Origin of the sequence: Leclercia sp. LSNIH8, assembly GCF_002920195.1 — a bacterium.
Classification (GTDB): domain Bacteria; phylum Pseudomonadota; class Gammaproteobacteria; order Enterobacterales; family Enterobacteriaceae; genus Enterobacter.
The window spans coordinates 617,719-636,275 of sequence record NZ_PQJY01000002.1 but is presented as its reverse complement, the minus strand read 5'-3'; the positions used below and the strand labels follow the sequence as shown (position 1 = coordinate 636,275).

General features: G+C 54.9%; 15 protein-coding genes and 1 tRNA gene. 12 read left to right on the top strand and 4 right to left on the bottom strand.

All coding sequences use genetic code 11. The annotated features are described in order from the left end of the window. Window positions 1-142: 142 nt before the first annotated feature. Window positions 143-1,489, bottom strand: a complete 1,347-nt coding sequence (gene argG, locus C3406_RS07995; protein ID WP_103824921.1) for an argininosuccinate synthase — start codon at window positions 1,487-1,489, stop codon at window positions 143-145. A gap of 286 nt (window positions 1,490-1,775) precedes the next feature. Between argG and C3406_RS07990 the strand changes: the two genes are divergently transcribed. From C3406_RS07990 to mtr, 12 genes are all read left to right on the top strand, one after another. Further along, window positions 1,776-1,852: transfer RNA gene (locus tag C3406_RS07990), tRNA-Met, on the top strand. Window positions 1,853-2,059: 207 nt separating this feature from the next. Further along, window positions 2,060-2,512, top strand: a complete 453-nt coding sequence (rimP, locus tag C3406_RS07985) for a ribosome maturation factor RimP (protein ID WP_146052369.1) — start codon at window positions 2,060-2,062, stop codon at window positions 2,510-2,512. Between the two features lie 28 nt (window positions 2,513-2,540). Continuing rightward, window positions 2,541-4,028 (top strand): transcription termination factor NusA, encoded by a 1,488-nt coding sequence (gene nusA, locus C3406_RS07980; RefSeq protein WP_103824919.1) that lies wholly within the window; start codon window positions 2,541-2,543, stop codon window positions 4,026-4,028. Between the two features lie 24 nt (window positions 4,029-4,052). Beyond that, window positions 4,053-6,740, top strand: coding sequence for a translation initiation factor IF-2 (infB, locus tag C3406_RS07975; protein WP_103824918.1), 2,688 nt, complete (start codon window positions 4,053-4,055; stop codon window positions 6,738-6,740). Between the two features lie 101 nt (window positions 6,741-6,841). Further along, window positions 6,842-7,243 (top strand): 30S ribosome-binding factor RbfA, encoded by a 402-nt coding sequence (gene rbfA, locus C3406_RS07970; RefSeq protein WP_103177165.1) that lies wholly within the window; start codon window positions 6,842-6,844, stop codon window positions 7,241-7,243. Beyond that, a complete protein-coding gene (truB, locus tag C3406_RS07965) occupies window positions 7,243-8,187 on the top strand; it encodes a tRNA pseudouridine(55) synthase TruB (RefSeq protein WP_103824917.1) in 945 nt (314 codons plus the stop codon). Before rbfA ends, truB begins: the two co-directional genes overlap by 1 nt. 152 nt (window positions 8,188-8,339) lie before the next feature. Then, the gene (rpsO, locus tag C3406_RS07960; protein ID WP_032614416.1) at window positions 8,340-8,609 is read left to right on the top strand and encodes a 30S ribosomal protein S15; all 270 of its coding nucleotides are present in this window, start codon (window positions 8,340-8,342) and stop codon (window positions 8,607-8,609) included. 240 nt (window positions 8,610-8,849) lie between these two features. Then, window positions 8,850-10,985 (top strand): polyribonucleotide nucleotidyltransferase, encoded by a 2,136-nt coding sequence (gene pnp, locus C3406_RS07955; RefSeq protein WP_103824916.1) that lies wholly within the window; start codon window positions 8,850-8,852, stop codon window positions 10,983-10,985. A 109-nt stretch (window positions 10,986-11,094) separates the two neighbouring features. Then, window positions 11,095-11,979 carry a lipoprotein NlpI gene (gene nlpI / locus C3406_RS07950; RefSeq protein WP_103177162.1) on the top strand — a complete coding sequence of 295 codons (885 nt, stop codon included), beginning with the start codon at window positions 11,095-11,097 and terminating at the stop codon, window positions 11,977-11,979. 106 nt (window positions 11,980-12,085) lie between these two features. Next, window positions 12,086-12,166: a protein YrbN gene (yrbN, locus tag C3406_RS26805; protein WP_103177161.1), complete on the top strand. Its 81-nt coding sequence runs from the start codon at window positions 12,086-12,088 to the stop codon at window positions 12,164-12,166. After that, window positions 12,159-14,057: a DEAD/DEAH family ATP-dependent RNA helicase gene (locus tag C3406_RS07940; RefSeq protein ID WP_103824915.1), complete on the top strand. Its 1,899-nt coding sequence runs from the start codon at window positions 12,159-12,161 to the stop codon at window positions 14,055-14,057. Before yrbN ends, C3406_RS07940 begins: the two co-directional genes overlap by 8 nt. A gap of 143 nt (window positions 14,058-14,200) precedes the next feature. Further along, window positions 14,201-15,445 carry a tryptophan permease gene (mtr, locus tag C3406_RS07935; protein WP_103824914.1) on the top strand — a complete coding sequence of 415 codons (1,245 nt, stop codon included), beginning with the start codon at window positions 14,201-14,203 and terminating at the stop codon, window positions 15,443-15,445. An 88-nt stretch (window positions 15,446-15,533) separates the two neighbouring features. Here mtr and C3406_RS07930 read toward each other — a convergent pair whose 3' ends face one another. The 3 genes from C3406_RS07930 to ubiU form a co-directional block, all read right to left on the bottom strand. Next, window positions 15,534-16,541: a luciferase-like monooxygenase gene (locus C3406_RS07930; protein ID WP_103824913.1), complete on the bottom strand. Its 1,008-nt coding sequence runs from the start codon at window positions 16,539-16,541 to the stop codon at window positions 15,534-15,536. Between the two features lie 78 nt (window positions 16,542-16,619). Beyond that, window positions 16,620-17,498 carry a U32 family peptidase gene (locus C3406_RS07925; protein ID WP_103824912.1) on the bottom strand — a complete coding sequence of 293 codons (879 nt, stop codon included), beginning with the start codon at window positions 17,496-17,498 and terminating at the stop codon, window positions 16,620-16,622. Window positions 17,499-17,506: 8 nt separating this feature from the next. Next, the gene (gene ubiU, locus C3406_RS07920) at window positions 17,507-18,502 is read right to left on the bottom strand and encodes a ubiquinone anaerobic biosynthesis protein UbiU (protein ID WP_103824911.1); all 996 of its coding nucleotides are present in this window, start codon (window positions 18,500-18,502) and stop codon (window positions 17,507-17,509) included. Between the last annotated feature and the right edge of the window lie 55 nt (window positions 18,503-18,557).

Here is an 18,557-nt window from a genome sequence, read left to right as displayed (position 1 = left end):
AAAGACGTCTTTTTTTTCGTCTGTACGTTGTCTTTTCGTAGGCCCGGCAAGCGTTGCACCGCTGCGCTTGCCCGCCCTACACGTCACGAAATTCGGCAATAAAAAAGGCGCCCTCAGGCGCCTTTTGCATCTTAATTCGCGATTACTGCTTATCGCTGTTTTCCAGATTCTCAACCTGCGGCAGGCCGTTACCGGTTGAGACGGAGAGCAGACCGTTCTCGGTATAGGTGAACAGCTTGGCGCGGGTATCGGTGATATCCAGATTACGCATGGTCAGCTGACCAATACGGTCGTCCGGCGAGAAGACGGAATCACCTTTTTCCATGGTCAGACGCTCTGGCTGGTAGGTCAGGTTGTCAGAGACCGTATTCAGAATCGAGTAGTCATTGCCGCGACGCAGTTCTAAGGTCACTTCACCGGTGATGGCGCTCGCCACCCAACGCTGCAGGGCATCACGCAGCATCAGTGCCTGCGGATCGAACCAGCGGCCCTGGTACAGCAGTTTACCTAACTGGCGACCGTGGGAGTGATACTGCTCGATGGTGTCTTCGTTATGAATGCCGGTCAGCAGACGCTCGTAAGCGATGTGCAGCAAGGCCATCCCCGGGGCTTCATAGATGCCACGGCTCTTCGCTTCGATGATACGGTTTTCAATCTGATCGCTCATACCCAGACCGTGACGGCCACCAATGCGGTTAGCTTCCAGCATCAGTTCCACGTCGTCAGAGAATGTCTTACCGTTCAAGGCAACCGGGTGGCCGCGTTCAAAACGTACGGTTACTTCTTCTGCCTGGATTTTGACGTTTTCGTCCCAGAACTTCACGCCCATGATCGGGTTAACGATCTTCACGCTGGAGTTCAGGTATTCCAGGTCTTTTGCTTCGTGGGTAGCACCCAGCATGTTGGAGTCGGTTGAATAGGCTTTCTCGACCGACATCTTGTAATCGAAACCGCAGGCGATCATAAATTCAGACATTTCATGACGGCCGCCCAGCTCATCGATGAAATCGGTATCGAGCCACGGCTTATAAATCTGCAGCTCGGCGTTAGTCAGCAGGCCGTAACGATAGAAGCGCTCGATATCGTTGCCTTTATAGGTACTGCCGTCGCCCCAGATGTTGACGCCATCTTCTTTCATGGCGGCAACCAGCATCGTACCGGTAACAGCACGGCCCAGCGGCGTGGTGTTGAAATAGGTCAGACCGCCAGTAGTGTTATGGAAAGCGCCGCACTGAATAGCAGCGATACCTTCGGCAACCAGCTGCTTACGGCAGTCAATCAGGCGTGCGTTCTCGGCACCATACTCCATGGCGCGACGCGGGATGGCTTCGTAATCGTCCTCATCCGGCTGACCCAGGTTCGCAGTATATGCATACGGAACCGCTCCCTTCTGGCGCATCCAAAGCAGTGCAGCGCTGGTGTCCAGACCGCCGGAAAAAGCGATGCCAATACGTTGTCCTTGCGGAAGATGCTTGAGAATCGTCGTCATAAAATAAAACCCTGCTTGATTGACTGATGAGTGATCGCTTCACCCTAAAATGCATTTTTATGCAGAATAAGTGAGTTTTCATTTAATCATCTTTTGGCAAGTACCGAAAGAGATTCGTGGATTTTTTGTAAAAATTTCCCGCCTTAATCGCTATTGTTCACGGGGTTGACAGTGGGGGTACGCTATCAATATACTGTATGCCGATTTTACGTCCCGTCCTCGGTACCAAATCCCAGCATTATTTGCATTTTTTACCCACAGCGAGTAGAATTTGCCACGTTTCAGGCGCGGGGTGGAGCAGCCTGGTAGCTCGTCGGGCTCATAACCCGAAGGTCGTCGGTTCAAATCCGGCCCCCGCAACCACTTTCCTATAAAGTCCTTTTTCAAATATACTGTGAAGACTTAGCGCCTTCGTAGCTGGATTTGAAAAAATTCTTTTTGAAAGTGCTCCAGGCCACAGTTGTGGCTATAGGGTTCAGTTATCTAAAGCCCCGATTTATCGGGGTTTTTTGTTATCTGACTACAGAATAACTGGGCTTTATGCCCTTTTTTTACGTCTTGGGGGTGGGCTTGTCCACATTAGAGCAAAAATTAACAGAGATGATTACAGCACCGGTCGAAGCACTGGGCTATGAACTGGTCGGCATCGAATTCGTTCGGGGTCGTACATCCACGCTGCGCATCTATATTGATAGTGAAGATGGCATCAATGTTGATGATTGTGCTGATGTCAGCCACCAGGTGAGTGCGGTTCTCGATGTTGAAGATCCCATTACTGTTGCCTACAACCTGGAAGTTTCCTCGCCTGGTCTCGACAGACCAATGTTCACGGCTGAACACTACACGCGCTTTATTGGTGAAGAAGTGGCTCTCGTTCTGCGCATGGCCGTACAGAACCGCCGTAAATGGCAAGGCGTTATTAAAGCCGTTGATGGTGAGATGATCACGGTTACAGTCGAAGGCAAAGATGAAGTGTTCGCGCTGAGTAATATCCAGAAGGCGAACCTGGTTCCCCACTTTTAACAGTCTGGATTGAGGTGAAAAGCCCGCGATGAACAAAGAAATTTTGGCTGTTGTTGAAGCCGTTTCCAACGAGAAAGCCCTGCCGCGTGAGAAAATTTTCGAAGCGCTGGAAAGTGCACTGGCTACGGCAACCAAGAAAAAATATGAACAAGAGATCGATGTCCGCGTTGAAATCGATCGTAAAAGCGGTGACTTCGATACTTTCCGTCGTTGGCTTATCGTTGAAGAAGTGACCCAACCAACGAAGGAAATCACCCTCGAAGCGGCGCGTTTCGAAGATGAAAGCCTGAACATTGATGATTACGTTGAAGATCAGATCGAATCCGTGACCTTCGACCGTATCACCACACAGACCGCGAAACAGGTTATCGTACAGAAAGTACGTGAAGCTGAACGTGCGATGGTTGTTGACCAGTTCCGCGAGCACGAAGGTGAGATCATCACCGGCGTGGTGAAGAAAGTTAACCGCGACAACATCTCCCTGGATCTGGGTAACAACGCGGAAGCGGTTATCCTGCGTGAAGATATGCTGCCACGCGAAAACTTCCGTCCGGGCGACCGTATTCGCGGCGTACTCTATTCCGTGCGTCCAGAAGCCCGCGGTGCTCAGCTGTTCGTGACCCGTTCTAAGCCTGAGATGCTGGTCGAACTGTTCCGCATCGAAGTGCCAGAAATCGGCGAAGAAGTTATCGAGATCAAAGCGGCTGCCCGCGATCCAGGTTCCCGTGCGAAAATCGCGGTGAAAACCAACGACAAACGTATCGATCCGGTCGGTGCTTGTGTCGGTATGCGTGGCGCGCGCGTTCAGGCCGTTTCGACTGAACTCGGCGGTGAGCGTATTGATATCGTTCTGTGGGACGACAACCCGGCGCAGTTCGTGATTAACGCGATGGCCCCGGCTGATGTTGCCTCTATCGTCGTCGACGAAGATAAGCACACCATGGATATCGCCGTTGAAGCCGGTAACCTGGCACAGGCTATCGGCCGTAACGGTCAGAACGTCCGTCTGGCATCGCAGCTGAGCGGCTGGGAACTCAACGTAATGACCGTTGACGACCTGCAGGCGAAGCACCAGGCTGAAGCCCATGCAGCGATTGATACCTTCACTAAACATCTGGACATTGACGAAGAGTTCGCCACCGTTCTGGTTGAAGAAGGTTTCTCTACGCTGGAAGAACTGGCCTATGTGCCAATGAAAGAACTGCTGGAAATTGACGGTCTGGATGAAGCCACCGTTGAAGCCCTGCGTGAACGCGCTAAAAACGCACTGACCACCCTGGCACTGGCTCAGGAAGAAAGCCTTGGTGATAACAAACCGGCTGATGACCTGCTGAATCTGGAAGGTCTTGATCGTGCGATCGCGTTCAAGCTGGCTGCCCGTGGTGTTTGTACGCTGGAAGATCTCGCTGAGCAAGGCGTTGATGACCTGGCCGATATCGAAGGTTTAACCGACGAGAAAGCCGGCGAACTCATCATGGCCGCACGTAATATCTGCTGGTTCGGCGACGAAGCGTAATAAACTGTAGCAGGAAGGAACAGCATGACTGATGTAACTGTAAAAACGCTGGCTGCTGAGATTCAGACCTCCGTGGATCGCCTGGTACAGCAATTTGCTGATGCAGGGATCCCGAAGTCCGCTGATGACTCGGTGACCGCGCAAGAAAAACAAACCTTGTTAACGCATCTGAACCGTGAACATGGTTCAACGCCTGACAAGTTAACGCTGCAGCGCAAAACGCGTAGCACGTTAAACATTCCAGGTACCGGTGGAAAAAGTAAATCGGTACAAATCGAAGTCCGCAAGACGCGCACCTTTGTAAAACGTGATCCGCAAGAGGCAGAACGCCTCGCTGCGGAAGAGCAGGCACAGCGTGAAGCGGAAGAGCAAGCCCAGCGTGAGGCAGAAGAAAACGCCAAACGTGAGGCAGTATTAAAAGCTGAACGTGAGGCCGCAGAAAAAGCGAAACGTGACGCCGCTGAAAAAGCGAAGCGCGACGCTGCGGAAAAAGACAAAGTGAGCAATCAACAGACTGACGATATGACCAAAAACGCCCAGGCAGAAAAAGCCCGTCGTGAAAATGAAGCAGCCGAGCTGAAGCGTAAAGCGGAAGAAGAAGCCCGTCGCAAGCTTGAAGAAGAAGCCCGTCGCGTTGCTGAAGAAGCGCGCCGTATGGCAGAAGAGAACGAGAAAAACGGTGTGAATGCCGCTGAACCGTCCGAAGACACCAGCGACTATCACGTCACCACCTCCCAGCACGCGCGTCAGGCTGAAGATGACAACGACCGTGAAGTTGAAGGTGGTCGTGGCCGCACGCGCAGTGCGAAAGCCGCGCGTCCAGCCAAAAAAGGCAATAAGCACGCCGAATCTAAAGCTGACCGTGAAGAAGCACGTGCTGCCGTTCGCGGTGGTAAAGGCGGCAAGCGTAAAGGTTCCGCTCTGCAGCAGGGCTTCCAGAAGCCAGCGCAGGCTGTTAACCGTGACGTTGTGATCGGCGAAACCATCACCGTTGGCGATCTGGCTAACAAGATGGCGGTTAAAGGCTCTCAGGTCATCAAAGCGATGATGAAGCTGGGCGCAATGGCGACCATCAACCAGGTTATCGACCAGGAAACCGCACAGCTGGTTGCCGAAGAGATGGGCCACAAAGTTATCCTGCGTCGTGAAAACGAGCTGGAAGAAGCGGTAATGAGCGACCGTGACACTGGCGCAGCAGCTGAGCCGCGTGCACCGGTTGTGACCATCATGGGTCACGTTGACCACGGTAAAACCTCTCTGCTGGACTACATTCGTTCTACGAAAGTTGCCTCCGGCGAAGCAGGCGGCATTACCCAGCACATCGGTGCATACCATGTAGAAACCGATAACGGGATGATCACCTTCCTGGATACCCCGGGCCACGCCGCGTTTACCTCCATGCGTGCACGTGGTGCTCAGGCAACGGATATCGTTGTTCTGGTTGTCGCAGCAGACGATGGCGTAATGCCACAGACCATCGAAGCTATCCAGCACGCGAAAGCGGCGCAGGTGCCTCTGGTTGTTGCAGTGAACAAAATCGATAAGCCAGAAGCGGACATGGATCGCGTTAAAAACGAACTGTCCCAGTACGGTGTTATGCCGGAAGAGTGGGGCGGTGAGTCTCAGTTCATCCCGGTTTCTGCAAAAGTGGGTACCGGTATCGACGACCTGCTGAACGCTATCCTGCTGCAGGCTGAAGTTCTGGAGCTGAAAGCGGTTCGCAATGGTATGGCGAGCGGCGCGGTAATCGAATCCTTCCTGGATAAAGGCCGTGGCCCGGTTGCGACCGTTCTGGTACGTGAAGGTACCCTGAACAAAGGCGACATCGTGCTGTGTGGCTTCGAATATGGCCGTGTTCGTGCAATGCGTGACGAACTGGGTCGCGAAGTGCTGGAAGCAGGTCCATCCATTCCTGTGGAAATCCTGGGTCTGTCCGGTGTTCCGGCTGCCGGTGATGAAGTGACCGTTGTTCGTGACGAGAAGAAAGCGCGTGAAGTTGCGCTGTACCGTCAGGGCAAATTCCGTGAAGTTAAACTGGCTCGTCAGCAGAAATCTAAACTCGAGAACATGTTCGCCAACATGACCGAAGGCGAAGTTCACGAAGTGAACGTGGTTCTGAAGGCCGACGTTCAGGGTTCTGTGGAAGCGATCTCCGACTCTTTACTGAAACTCTCTACCGACGAAGTGAAGGTGAAGATCATCGGTTCCGGCGTAGGTGGTATCACCGAAACCGACGCAACCCTGGCTGCAGCGTCCAACGCGATTCTGGTTGGCTTCAACGTGCGTGCCGACGCCTCTGCGCGTCGCGTGATCGAAGCGGAAAGCCTGGATCTGCGTTACTACTCCGTCATCTATAACCTGATCGACGAAGTGAAAGCGGCAATGAGCGGTATGCTGTCTCCGGAACTGAAACAGCAGATTATCGGTCTGGCTGAAGTGCGTGACGTGTTCAAATCACCGAAATTCGGTGCGATCGCGGGCTGTATGGTTACCGAGGGTAACATCAAACGTCACAACCCAATCCGCGTACTGCGTGACAACGTGGTTATCTACGAAGGCGAGCTGGAATCCCTGCGCCGCTTCAAAGATGACGTTAACGAAGTCCGTAACGGCATGGAATGTGGTATCGGCGTTAAGAACTACAACGACGTTCGCGTTGGCGATATGATCGAAGTGTTCGAGATCATCGAGATCCAACGCACTATCGCGTAATCTTCGCTAAGATTGCCGATTGTAGGCCGGGATCGCTTCGCGCCACCCGGCATTAAATTTCAAAAGGGGCTTTGGCCCCTTTTTTGTCTGGAGAATTTATTATGGCGAAAGAATTTGGTCGCCCGCAGCGCGTGGCTCAGGAGATGCAAAAAGAGATCGCAATCATCCTTCAGCGCGAAATCAAAGACCCGCGTCTGGGGATGATGACCACCGTGTCTGGCGTTGAAATGTCCCGCGACCTGGCGTATGCCAAAGTGTTCGTGACTTTCCTGAATGACCAGGACGAAGACGCGGTTAAGAACGGTATTAAAGCGCTGCAGGAAGCCTCTGGTTTCATCCGCTCTCTGCTTGGCAAAGCGATGCGCCTGCGTATCGTGCCAGAGCTGACCTTCTTCTACGACAACTCGCTGGTCGAAGGGATGCGCATGTCCAACCTGGTCACCAGCGTGGTGAAGCAGGATGATGAGCGTCGTGTGAACCCGGACGATAAAAAGGAGGACTGATGAGTCGTCCTCGTCGTCGCGGTCGCGACGTGCACGGCGTGCTGCTGCTGGATAAACCGCAGGGTGCATCCAGCAACGACGTGCTGCAAAAAGTAAAGCGTATATATAACGCCAACCGCGCGGGGCACACCGGGGCGCTGGATCCGCTGGCGACCGGTATGCTGCCGATTTGTCTGGGTGAAGCGACCAAGTTTTCCCAGTATCTGCTGGATTCGGACAAACGCTACCGCGTGATTGCCAAGCTTGGCCAGCGCACGGACACCTCCGATGCTGATGGTCAGGTCGTCGAAGAGCGTCCGGTGACGTTCAGCAGCGAACAGCTTGATGCCGCGCTCGAGAGCTTCCGTGGCGACACTCAACAGGTGCCGTCCATGTACTCGGCGCTGAAGTACCAGGGCAAAAAGCTCTATGAGTATGCGCGTCAGGGAATTGAGGTGCCACGCGAGGCCCGTCCGATTACGGTCTATGAGCTGCTGTTCATTCGTCACGAAGGCGATGAGCTGGAGCTGGAAGTGCATTGCTCAAAAGGCACCTATATCCGCACCATCATCGACGATCTGGGTGAGAAGCTGGGCTGTGGCGCGCACGTCATTTATCTGCGCCGTCTGGCAGTCAGCAAGTACCCGGCTGAACGTATGGTGACGCTGGAGCAGCTGCAGGCGCTGGTGGACCAGGCGCAGGAGCAGGGCACAGAGGCTGCGGATCTGCTTGACCCATTACTGATGCCAATGGACAGTCCTGCTTCGGACTATCCGGTTGTCAATCTGCCGTTGACCTCCTCCGTTTACTTTAAAAACGGCAACCCGGTGCGCACGACGAATGTCCCGGCACAAGGGCTGGTGCGCGTTACGGAAGGGGATGACAACGCCTTCATCGGGATGGGTGAAATCGACGACGAAGGTCGTGTTGCCCCACGCCGTCTGGTGGTTGAATATCCGGCATAAGCTGACGCCTTGCCTTGCGATAAGCAGGGGAGGCGGGTAGAATATTGCGGCTTAACGTCTGGTAAATTGTTTAACAATTGGCATACGTTATACATGGGAAAGCTGAATTAGAGATCGGCTTCCTTTCATTCTTTAAATTTTGGAGTTTTAAAATGTCTCTAAGCGTTGAAGCTAAAGCTAAAATCGTTTCTGAGTTTGGTCGTGATGCTAACGACAGCGGTTCTACCGAAGTTCAGGTTGCACTGCTGACTGCACAGATTAACCACCTGCAGGGTCACTTTGCAGAGCACAAAAAAGATCACCACAGCCGTCGTGGTCTGCTGCGCATGGTTTCTCAGCGTCGTAAACTGCTCGACTACCTGAAACGTAAAGATGTTGCACGCTACACCGCGCTGATCGAGCGTCTGGGCCTGCGTCGCTAAGTCTTGCGAGTTTCAGAAAAGGGGGCCTTATGGCCCCTTTTTTCAACCAGACCGCAGCAATTCACTGGAAACTAATGTATTGTTGCTATAAATGATCTTCATTGCAGAGGTTCGCGCGGCTAATGAGAGGCTTCACCCATGGGGGTGTCGGTTGTCATTAGTCGCGAGGATGCGAAGAAGGTCCGGTAAAAGTCAGCACGCCTTTGGTGTGCTGTCATTCATTTAAGAAAGGACAGAATCTTGCTGAATCCGATCGTTCGTAAATTCCAGTACGGTCAACATACCGTTACGCTGGAAACCGGCATGATGGCACGTCAGGCTACTGCTGCTGTTATGGTAAGCATGGATGACACCGCGGTATTCGTGACCGTGGTTGGCCAGAAAAAAGCTAAACCAGGTCAGGACTTCTTCCCACTGACCGTAAACTACCAGGAGCGTACTTACGCTGCCGGTAAAATCCCGGGTGGTTTCTTCCGTCGTGAAGGCCGTCCAAGCGAAGGCGAAACCCTGATCGCGCGTCTGATTGACCGCCCGGTTCGTCCGCTCTTCCCGGAAGGCTTCGTTAACGAAGTTCAGGTTATCGCGACCGTTGTTTCCGTTAACCCACAGGTTAACCCGGACATCGTTGCGATGATCGGCGCATCCGCAGCCCTCTCCCTGTCTGGTATTCCATTCAACGGTCCTATCGGTGCTGCGCGCGTGGGTTACATCAATGACCAGTACGTTCTGAACCCAACTCAGGACGAGCTGAAGTCAAGCAAGCTGGACCTGGTTGTTGCCGGTACAGAAGCTGCGGTACTGATGGTTGAATCCGAAGCAGAACTGCTGAGCGAAGACCAGATGCTGGGCGCGGTGGTCTTTGGCCACGACCAGCAGCAGATTGTTATCCAGAACATCAACGACCTGGTGAAAGAAGCCGGTAAACCACGTTGGGACTGGCAGCCAGAAGCGGCAAACGACGCGCTGAATGCACGCGTTGCAGCCCTGGCCGAAGCGCGTCTGAGCGATGCTTACCGCATCACCGACAAGCAAGAGCGTTATACCCAGGTTGACGCGATCAAATCTGAAACCATCGCTACGCTGGTGGCAGAAGATGAGTCCCTGGACGCTAACGAGCTCGGCGAAATCCTGCACGCTATCGAGAAAAACGTTGTTCGTAGCCGCGTTCTGGCAGGCGAGCCGCGTATCGATGGCCGTGAAAAAGATATGATCCGTGGTCTGGATGTGCGTACTGGCGTGCTGCCACGTACTCACGGATCTGCGCTGTTCACCCGTGGTGAAACGCAGGCGCTGGTTACCGCGACCTTGGGTACTGCCCGTGACGCACAGAACATCGACGAACTGATGGGCGAGCGCACTGACAGCTTCCTGTTCCACTACAACTTCCCTCCGTACTCCGTAGGTGAAACCGGTATGGTTGGCTCGCCGAAGCGTCGTGAAATTGGTCACGGTCGTCTGGCGAAGCGCGGCGTGCTGGCTGTGATGCCAGATGCTGATAAATTCCCGTACACCGTTCGTGTGGTTTCTGAAATCACCGAATCTAACGGTTCCTCTTCTATGGCTTCCGTGTGCGGTGCTTCTCTGGCACTGATGGATGCGGGCGTACCGGTGAAAGCGGCCGTTGCGGGTATCGCAATGGGTCTGGTGAAAGAAGGCGACAACTTCGTTGTTCTGTCTGACATCCTGGGCGACGAAGATCACCTGGGTGACATGGACTTCAAAGTCGCGGGTTCCCGCGAAGGTATCTCTGCCCTGCAGATGGATATCAAAATTGAAGGCATCACCAAAGAGATCATGCAGGTTGCGCTGAACCAGGCTAAAGGTGCACGTCTGCACATCCTGAGCGTGATGGAACAGGCGATCAACGCGCCACGTGGCGACATTTCTCAGTTCGCTCCACGTATCCACACCATTAAGATCAGCCCGGACAAGATCAAAGACGTTATCGGTAAAGGCGGTTCTGTTATCCGTGCCCTGACCGAAGAGACTGGCACCACCATCGAAATCGAAGATGACGGTACTGTGAAGATCGCAGCGACCGACGGCGAGAAAGCGAAATACGCTATCCGTCGTATCGAAGAGATCACTGCCGAGATCGAAGTGGGCCGTGTCTACAATGGTAAAGTGACCCGTATCGTTGACTTTGGCGCATTCGTTGCCATCGGTGGCGGTAAAGAAGGTCTGGTACATATCTCTCAGATCGCTGACAAGCGCGTTGAGAAAGTGACCGATTACCTGCAGATGGGTCAGGAAGTGCCGGTTAAAGTTCTCGAAGTTGACCGTCAGGGCCGTATCCGTCTGAGCATTAAAGAAGCGACCGAGCAGTCTCAGCCTGCCGCTGCGCCGGAAGCTCCGGCTGGCGAACAGGGCGAGTAAGGTTGCCGTTTGCCCCCCGTGCAAGCGGGGGGCTTGTTATCAGGCAGGACGCCTTGTTAGCAGCCGGGGGACAGGACGTTCATCCAATTGTTGTCTTCGGGAGTGGGAAATGAAGCCTTTTCTGCGCTGGTGTTTCGTTGCGACAGCTTTGACGCTGGCAGGATGCAGCAACTCTGCCTGGCGTAAAAGTGAAGTCCTCGCAGTGCCACTGCAACCGACTTTGCAGCAGGAAGTGATTCTGGCACGCATGGAACAAATTCTTGCCAGTCGGGCTTTAACCGATGACGAACGCGCACAGCTTTTATATGAGCGCGGAGTGTTGTATGATAGTCTCGGTCTGAGGGCACTGGCGCGAAATGATTTTTCACAAGCGTTGGCGATCCGACCGGATATGCCTGAAGTATTCAATTACTTAGGCATTTATTTAACGCAGGCAGGCAATTTTGATGCTGCCTATGAAGCGTTTGATTCTGTACTTGAGCTTGATCCAACTTACAACTACGCGCACTTGAATCGCGGTATCGCATTGTATTACGGCGGTCGTGACAAGTTAGCGCAAGATGATCTGCTGGCGTTTTATCAAGACGATCCTAACGATCCTTTCCGTAGCCTGTGGCTTTTCATTGTTGAGCAGAAGCTTGACGAAAAGCAGGCTAAAGACGCGTTAAAACAACGCTTCGACAAATCGGACAAGGAACAGTGGGGATGGAATATTGTCGAGTTCTACCTGGGCGACATTAGCGAAGCAACGCTGATGGAACGCCTGAAGGCGGACGCAACGGATAACACCTCGCTCGCTGAGCATCTCAGTGAAACCAACTTCTATTTAGGTAAGTACTACCTAAGTCTGGGGGATACGGACAGCGCTACGGCACTGTTCAAATTAGCGGTTGCTAACAACGTACACAACTACGTTGAGCACCGTTATGCATTGTTGGAATTATCGCTCTTGGGCCAGGAGCATGACGACCTGGCAGAATCGGACCAGCAATAGCTGACGACATAAACATCAGCCCGTAATCTTTTGATTGCCATCACCTTTACTGGTGAGGGCGTTGTTGTTCGTCAATACACCTACTTTGAGCCGGTTCACACTTTCAATGAAAATTACCGAAAATTTTCACGATAAGTTATGTAGACTGGCCGCCATTGACATTGAGGCACTCGTACTACATGGCTGAATTCGAAACCACTTTTGCAGATCTGGGCCTGAAGGCTCCTATCCTTGAAGCCCTTAACGATCTGGGTTACGAAAAACCATCTCCGATCCAGGCAGAATGTATCCCACATCTGCTCTCTGGTCGTGACGTGCTGGGCATGGCCCAGACTGGTAGCGGTAAAACCGCAGCGTTCTCGCTGCCGCTGCTGAATAACATTGACCCGGACCTGCGTGCACCGCAGATCCTCGTACTGGCTCCGACCCGTGAACTGGCTGTTCAGGTGGCGGAAGCTATGACTGAATTCTCTAAACACATGCGCGGCGTAAACGTGGTTGCCCTGTACGGCGGCCAGCGTTATGACGTGCAGTTACGCGCCCTGCGTCAGGGTCCACAGATTGTCGTCGGTACGCCGGGTCGTCTGCTGGATCACCTGAAACGCGGTACGCTGGATCTCTCTAAACTGAGCGGTCTGGTACTGGATGAAGCTGACGAAATGCTCCGCATGGGCTTCATCGAAGACGTAGAAACCATCATGGCGCAGATCCCGGAAGGTCATCAGACCGCTCTGTTCTCTGCAACCATGCCGGAAGCGATCCGTCGCATTACCCGCCGCTTCATGAAAGAGCCGCAGGAAGTGCGCATTCAGTCCAGCGTGACTACTCGCCCGGACATCAGCCAGAGCTACTGGTCTGTGTACGGTATGCGTAAAAATGAAGCGCTGGTGCGTTTCCTGGAAGCAGAAGATTTTGATGCGGCGATCATCTTCGTTCGTACCAAAAATGCAACCCTGGAAGTGGCAGAAGCCCTGGAGCGTAGCGGCTACAACAGCGCAGCGCTGAACGGCGACATGAACCAGGCGCTGCGTGAGCAGACGCTGGAGCGTCTGAAAGACGGTCGTCTGGATATCCTGATTGCAACCGACGTGGCAGCACGTGGTCTGGACGTTGAACGTATCAGCCTGGTTGTTAACTACGATATCCCGATGGACTCCGAGTCTTACGTTCACCGTATTGGCCGTACCGGTCGTGCAGGTCGTGCGGGCCGTGCGCTGCTGTTCGTTGAGAACCGCGAACGTCGTCTGCTGCGTAACATCGAACGCACCATGAAGCTGACCATTCCAGAAGCAGACCTGCCAAACGCAGAGCTGCTGGGCAAACGCCGTCTGGAAAAATTCGCCGCGAAAGTCCAGCAGCAGCTGGAGAGCAGCGATCTGGATCAGTATCGTGCGCTGCTGACGCAGATCCAGCCGACCGCCGAAGGCGAAGAGCTGGATATCGAAACGCTGGCCGCTGCACTGCTGAAGATGGCGCAGGGCGAACGTTCTCTGATCGTGCCGCCAGATGCACCGATGCGTCCTAAGCGTGAGTTCCGTGACCGTGACGATCGTTTCGAACGTCGTGGCGACCGCAACGATCGTGGCCCACGTGGCGACCGTCCAGAGCGTGGTGGTGAAGATCGTCCACGTCGCGAACGTCGTGACGCTGGCGAAATGGAACTGTACCGCATTGAAGTGGGCCGTGATGATGGTGTTGAAGTTCGTCATATCGTTGGCGCGATCGCTAACGAAGGTGACATCAGCAGCCGTTACATCGGTAACATCAAGCTGTTCGGTACCCACTCCACTATCGAACTGCCAAAAGGTATGCCGGGCGAGGTTCTGCAGCACTTTACCCGTACCCGCATCCTGAACAAGCCGATGAACATGCAGCTGCTGGGCGATGCTCAGCCGCGTCAGGACCGTGGCGGCGAACGTCGTGGCGGTGGCCGCAGCTTCGGTGGCGAGCGTCGTGAAGGCGGTCGTGGTCCTCGTCGTGAAGGGGCTGCACCAGGTGCAGGTCGTTTCAGCGGTGAGCGTCGCGAAAGCCGTGGCCCACGTCGCGAAGATGGCCCGGTTCGTCGTCGTGACGCGTAATCTTCACGCTCTGTAGCGTAAAGTAAAATATACAGCCCCGATATTTTTATCGGGGCTTTTTTTATTCCTTTTGTACTATTGTACTGGTACAGTGCAGCACATTAAGATGCAGGTCCCAAATTATTGACTGGAGAAAAGGCTGTATGGCGACACTAACCACCACCCAAACGTCACCTTCACTGCTCGGCGGTGTGGTGATCATCGGCGGCACCATCATAGGTGCGGGGATGTTCTCCCTACCGGTGGTCATGTCCGGGGCGTGGTTCTTCTGGTCGCTGGCGGCGCTGGTCTTCACCTGGTTCTGTATGCTGCACTCCGGGCTGATGATCCTCGAAGCTAACCTCAACTACCGCATTGGGTCGAGCTTTGACACCATCACCCGCGACCTGCTGGGCAAGCGCTGGAATATCGTCAACGGTATTTCCATTGCCTTTGTGCTCTATATCCTGACCTACGCCTATATCTCGGCCAGCGGTTCGATTCTGCATCACACCTTCGCAGAGATGTCGCTGAACGTCCCGGCGCGCCTGGCAGGTTTTGCCTTCGCCCTTGGCGTGGCATTTATCGTCTGGATGAGTACCAAAGCGGTGAGCCGGATGACGGCCATTGTGCTGGGTGCCAAAGTCATCACCTTCTTCCTGACCTTCGGCAGCCTGCTGGGGCATGTTACGCCCGCCACGCTGTTTAATGTGGCAGAGAGCAACACCTCGTATTCACCGTATCTGCTGATGACCCTGCCGTTCTGTCTGGCATCGTTTGGCTATCACGGCAACGTTCCGAGCCTGATGAAGTATTACGGCAAAGATCCGCGCACCATCACCCGCTGCCTGGTCTACGGCACGCTGCTGGCACTAGGGCTGTATGTCATCTGGCTGCTGGGGACGATGGGTAACATTCCGCGTCCGGAGTTCATCGGCATTGCGCAGAAGGGCGGGAATATTGATGTGCTGGTGCAGGCGCTGAGTGGCGTACTCAACAGCCGCAGTCTGGATCTGCTGCTGGTGATCTTCTCCAACTTCGCCGTGGCGAGCTCGTTCCTCGGCGTGACCCTGGGGCTGTTTGACTACCTGGCCGATCTCTGTGGCTTTGATGACTCCGCGCTGGGGCGTCTGAAAACCGCGCTGCTGACCTTCCTGCCGCCGGTCATTGGTGGCCTGCTGTGGCCGAACGGTTTCCTGTATGCCATTGGCTATGCAGGGCTGGCGGCAACGATCTGGGCGGCGATTGTTCCGGCGCTGCTGGCGCGTAAATCACGTAAGCGCTTCGGTAGCCCAAAATTCCGCGTCTGGGGCGGCAAGCCGATGATTGCACTGATCCTGGTGTTCGGTATCGGCAACGCAGTGGTCCACGTGCTGTCGAGCTTTAATCTGCTGCCTGTATATCAGTAAAGTTTTGTGCCGGATGGCGGCTGCGCCTTATCCGGCCTACACGTGACCGTAGGCCCGGTAAGCGAAGCGCCACCGGGCAAACAATGCATTACCCCACCAACTCCTCTTTCACCTGCATCGCCAGATCGAACGAATGCAGACGCGCCTGGTGATCGAAGATCTGGCCGTTGACCATGATCTCATCAGCCTGCGTCTCACGCAGCACCGCTTCCAGTCCATGACGCACCTTCGCTTTATCCCCTACCAGCGACATGCTTAACGCCTGCTGCACGCCATACTGTTCTGAGGCCGACCACAGCTGGTGCATATTCTCCACCGGCGGTGGCAGTTGCCCCGTCTCGCCGCGGCGCAGCTTCATAAAGGCCTGCTGCATGGAGGTAAACAGAAATTCCGCGTCGCGGTTGCTGTCAGCGGCAATGATGTTGATGCACACCATCGCATACGGTTTTTCCAGCCGCGCCGAAGGCTTAAAGTTAGTGCGATAGAGATGCAGTGCCTGGTGCAGCATATCCGGCGCAAAGTGCGAGGCAAACGCAAACGGCAGGCCCAGCTGCGCGGCCAGCTGCGCGCTGTAGAGGCTGGAGCCTAACAGCCACACCGGGATCTGCTCGCCGTAGCCCGGCACAGGACGCACCTGCGGATTCGGGTCACGGGCATCAAACCACTCCACCAGTTCAAGCACGTCGCGGGGGAAGTTATCGATGTCACCGCTCATATGGCGACGCAGGGCGCGCATGGTTGGCTGATCGCTGCCCGGTGCGCGGCCCAGTCCCAGGTCGATACGGCCCGGATAGAGGGTGTTGAGAGTACCAAACTGCTCGGCAATAACCAGCGGCGAATGGTTAGGCAGCATCACGCCGCCCGAGCCTAAATGCAGCGTCGTGGTATTCGCCGCCAGATAGCCGAGCAGCACTGAGGTGGCGGCGCTGGCAATCCCGACCATGTTGTGGTGTTCCGCCAGCCAGTAGCGATGATAGCCGCGCTGTTCAGCCAGGCGGGCGAGATCCAGTGAGTGGGTAAAGGCTTCCCTTGCCGAGGAGCCTTCAGGGATCGGCGCCAGGTCCAGCACCGAAAACGGAATGGATTTATCAGTCATAGCAGCTCACTTTGTCGACGGTGAATCTTTAATAGTGCATTAAAATTTTACAGTCGTTGTTAACAAAGTGAGCCTTTTTTAGTCCTGCAGCTCCAGCCCGGCGAGACGTCGCCAGTAGCCGTTGCACTCGCTGTTCGCCGTCAGCGGCAGCGGGGCAGCACCATTTTCATTGGCGCGGAAGGCGTCGATCATGGCGAAGGTTTCGGTGCCCAGCGGCGACAGACGCACCATATCCACCAGCCCTTTCATTGAGGCCAGTTCGTTGCCAAGGTTGTAAACGTAGCCGCTCATGGTCTGAATGCCATTGAGGACAAATACCTGCTGATTCTCCTGCGACAGCATGCTGCGTCCGTTGGGGTATTTGATGCAGCAGGTTTCGCACTCATCTTTCGGCAGATTCTCTGAGCGCGCGGTAAAGCAGCGGGCGGAGTACGCCAGCGGCAGATGCCCGTAGCTGAGCACTTCCACTTCAAACTGATTGCGGATCCCCAGCTCGTCGCACTGCGCCAGGATGTTCACCAGCCAGTCGCGGGAGAGTTCCACCGGCATACACCAGCGCGTCATGCCCTGTTTGAGCAGCAGACGCAGCGTCACGGCGTTGTAGCAGTTCAGCGCATGCCCGGCGACAAACGGCAGTTTGCGCTCGGCGCACAGGTTCACCACGCCGAGGTCGCTGGCCTCCAGCAGAAATTCACCGTTCTCCACATAGCGCTTCAGCTCATTCAGTTCTGACGAGGCCTGAACCAGCGCCAGCGTAGAGAGCACGACCTGCTTTCCGCTGTCGGCCAGGGTTTTCGCCATCTCCAGCCAGTCACCCACCTTTGTGGCGCGACGCTTACTGCACACCGCCTCGCCGAGGTAAATCACATCCGCCTGGCTGGTTGCGGCCTGCTGATAAAAGTCTTCCAGCGTCTCTTTCGACCAGTAATAGAGCACCGGTCCTAATGAATATTTCATGGTTTATCTCACTGCCATTTACGGTGATACGCACCCAGCGTGGTCTGCGTGCCTTCGGACATCGAGCCGAGCGTCTCCATCCACGCCGGTTCTGGCGTATAGCTCTGCGGATTTGCCATGCAGCGATCGATCGCCTGGCGCCACACTTTTGCCACCTGGCTGACATAGGCCGGGCTGCGCTGGCGTCCTTCGATTTTCACCGAGGCGATGTTGGCGGCCAGCAGTTCCGGCAGCAGTTCGAGGGTGTTCAGGCTGGTGGGCTCCTCCAGCGCATGGTAGCGCTCGCCATCCACCAGATAGCGGCCTTTGCACAGCGTCGGATAGCCAGCGTTTTCATCGTCCTGATAGCGGTCAATCAGCACCTCGTTCAGACGCGACTCCAGCCCCTGCGGGGTTTGCTGCCAGCGCACGTAGCGGGCAGGGGAGCAGGCGCCTACGGTGTTGGGCGATTCCCCGGTGAGATAAGAAGAGAGGTAGCAGCGCCCTTCAGCCATGATGCACAGGCTGCCAAAGGCAAAAACTTCCAGCGGAACTGGCGTGACCCGCGCCAGTTGCTTAACCTGATGAATAGAGAGTACGCGCGGCAGCACCACGCGCGACACCTCAAAATTACGATGATAAAAGCGTACGGCCTCTTCGTTAGTGGCAGACGCCTGTACCGAGACATGGCGCTCAATGTGGGGATAGCGTTCTGCGGCATACTCCAGCATGGCGAGATCCGCCAGAATCAGGGCGTCGGCACCCAGCTGTGCCGCCATATCCACCGCGCGCTGCCAGCGTTGATAGCCGTCGGGGTGGGCAAAGGTATTGATAGCGATATGCAGTTTACGGCGATGAAGATGTACGAAGCTCACCGCTTCCTGCAGTTTTTTCTCGGTAAAATTGAGACCAGCGAAGTGACGGGCATTGGTATCGTCCTTCAGCCCGATATAAACCGCATCGGCGCCGTTTTCGATGGCCGCCTTTAACGCCGGTAAGTTCCCGGCAGGGCAGAGCAGCTCCATAATTTATCCTGACGTTCGCAGCCCCAGAGGGATGCAAAATTGTTATCGAACAGGG